This window comes from Nocardia lijiangensis NBRC 108240 (assembly GCF_001613045.1).
Lineage (GTDB): Bacteria > Actinomycetota > Actinomycetes > Mycobacteriales > Mycobacteriaceae > Nocardia > Nocardia lijiangensis.
The window spans coordinates 1-2,630 of the sequence record NZ_BDBP01000204.1 but is presented as its reverse complement, the minus strand read 5'-3'; the positions used below and the strand labels follow the sequence as shown (position 1 = coordinate 2,630).

2 protein-coding genes are annotated in these 2,630 nt (G+C 71.3%); one reads left to right on the top strand and one right to left on the bottom strand.

Annotation, left to right across the window (positions count from 1 at the left end; translation table 11 throughout):
- Positions 1 to 1,482: chromosome segregation SMC family protein (locus NL1_RS35885; protein ID WP_156095221.1), on the bottom strand; the 1,482-nt coding region annotated here is incomplete at its 3' end.
- A 452-nt stretch (positions 1,483 to 1,934) separates the two neighbouring features.
- On the opposite strand from NL1_RS35885, the gene NL1_RS35880 reads away from it, so the two are divergent.
- On the top strand, positions 1,935 to 2,630 hold a 696-nt coding region (locus NL1_RS35880), incomplete at its 3' end, for a hypothetical protein (protein ID WP_156095220.1).

The following is a 2,630-nucleotide window of genomic DNA, read 5'->3' as shown; positions in this document are numbered from 1 at the left end:
CAGGCCGATGCCGAGCGCCTCGATGCGCGCGGCCAGCGAGGCCACCCGCTTGCCCGCGTCGCGATCCTGTTCGCGCAGTTCGGTGACGCGCTGGTCGGCCAGCTCCAGCGCCTGCACGGCGTGCTCGTGCTGGGCGTCGAGCCCTTCCTCGCCCGCGTCGAGTTCGCCGAGTTCGTCCTGCACGGTGTCGAATTCGGCCTGCGCGGCCTCGCCGCGATGCCTGGCCTCGGCGATCGCCACCGACAACCGGGAGATCTCCGCGTCCACCGACTGCGCCCTGGTGCGCAGCGTGTCGACCTGGCCGGAGAGCCGGGCCAAGCCCTCGCGCCGGTCCGCGATCGCCCGGACGGCGGCCAAGTGCGCCTGCTCGGCGGCCTTCGCGGCATGCTCGCGTTCGGCCAGCTGGTCCCTTGCCGCTTCCAAGGTCTCCACCGCGATCTCGACCGCTTCGCGCAGCTCGGCCTCCTCGGCCTCGACCCGGTCGGCCTCGGCCTCGAGCTGGTCGGGGTCGCGGCCGGTGCCGCCCGGCGCCTCGGTGTCGAGATGACGAGCCCGGTCGCCCGCGATGCGGATGGTCGCGTTCACCCGCTCGGCCAGCGCCGAGAGCTGGAACCAGATCTGGGCCGCGGCCTCCGCGCCGGGGGTGAGCTTGGACAGCTGGAATTCCTGCTGAGCCAGCGCGGCGTTCGCGGCGTCCAGCTCGGTCTGCACGGTGATCTGTTGTTCGCGGGCGTAGGCCTCTTTGCTCTGCTGGCTCTCCAGTTCGCCGCGGCGGGTCACCAGGTCGTCGGCCGCCAGGCGCAGGCGCGCGTCGCGCAGATCGGCCTGCACGGTCTGGGCGCGCCTGGCCACCTCGGCCTGTCTGCTCAGCGGTTTGAGCTGGCGGCGCAGCTCGGTGGTGAGGTCGGTCAGGCGCGCCAGATTGGCCTGCATCGCCTCCAGCTTGCGGACCGCCTTCTCCTTGCGCTTGCGGTGCTTCAGCACGCCCGCGGCCTCTTCGATGAAGGCGCGGCGGTCTTCGGGACGCGATTCCAGGATCGCGGAGAGCTGGCCCTGTCCGACGATGACGTGCATCTCCCGGCCGATGCCGGAGTCGCTCAACAGTTCCTGCACGTCCATCAAGCGGCACGAGCTGCCGTTGATCTCGTATTCACCCGCACCGTCGCGGAACATGCGCCGGGTGATCGACACCTCGGCGTAGTCGATGGGCAGCGCGCCGTCGGAGTTGTCGATGGTCAGGGTCACCTCGGCGCGGCCCAGCGGAGCCCGTCCCGCCGTGCCCGCGAAGATGACGTCCTGCATCTTGCCGCCGCGCAACGCCTTCGCACCCTGCTCGCCCATCACCCAGGTGAGCGCGTCGACGACATTGGACTTGCCGGAACCGTTCGGCCCAACCACACAGGTGATGCCCGGTTCGAAGCGCAGCGTCGTCGCGGACGCGAAGGACTTGAAGCCCTTCAACGTCAAACTCTTCAGGTGCAAATTCGACGACCTTTCCGTGCGCGGTGGTCGGACACATCCCCGCGGGGCGACCAGCCATGGTATCCGCCGGTCGCGGCATCGTTCGCCGGCGGGCGGCGCACCGCGTCGCGGGGTGGATTCGACGCGTCCGGTGGGCTCCAGGTTAACGAGTCGGCCCGCGATGTCCCGCATTTCGATGTGCTCGAGGTTTGCCACAAGCCTGTCCCTGCGCCGTCGCTCCTGGTCGCGGCGGTGCCGTTCGCGCACGCATTCGCCGCATCGCGCGAGGCACGAGGCCGCCGCGGCGCATCGGACCGGGAGCGTAGCCGTCGCGAGCTGGTAATCGACCGGCATCCGCCGGGCCCGCGACCGGCAGCCGTGCCGGCCGCGGATGGTCTCCCACCGGAGCGCTCCTGCGCTTACGATCCTGTCTGATTCGACAGCGGCAAGTCTTGTTCGGGAGCAGTAAGCGGATGCGCGTACCTTCGGTCGACACCGGTACGGCCCTGCGGCTTGCCCGGATCGCCGCGCTCGTCGTGGGCTGTCTGCTGTTCCTGCACGCGTGCGAACGCACCAGGCGAGTCGTCCCCACCGACGTCTGGATCGAGCTGACCATCGCGGCCGCGCTCGGCGTCGCCGCGATGGTCGCGGCCTGGTTCGAGATCGCCCACGCCGAAGAACTGGCGGACGACGAAGACCGCGAGCCCGCGGACGACGCGTCTCGTCCAGCGGCCGCGCCGAACGAATGCCTCGTCGAGTCCGAGGGGCGCACGGTGCGCGTCCGCATCGCGAAGTCGGGCAACCTCGTCCTGCACGGCCACGACCACGACGGGCCCAACCCCGGCCACGAGTGGTCCTGGACCTTCCGGCCGGACACCTTCCCGGCCCTGCGCGCCGCGCTCGGCGGCGACAGCGAGAGCGATCTGATCGAACTCCTGGAAGACGTCGTCCTCGACGCGGGCCCGGAGATCCGGGACGACCCCGGCGCCTGGCTGCGCGCGCACGGCATCGCCGCCGCCTACCGCGAGAAGGGCGACCACCCCAGCCGCACCACCACCAAACTGCCGATCTTCCGCGTCGGTATGCGCCGAACGCCCGAGGCAGGCCGTTCCGCGGCGGACGCCCGCGGACGCGTCACCCGCGCGGCGGACGACGCGCCGGAGCGGCCC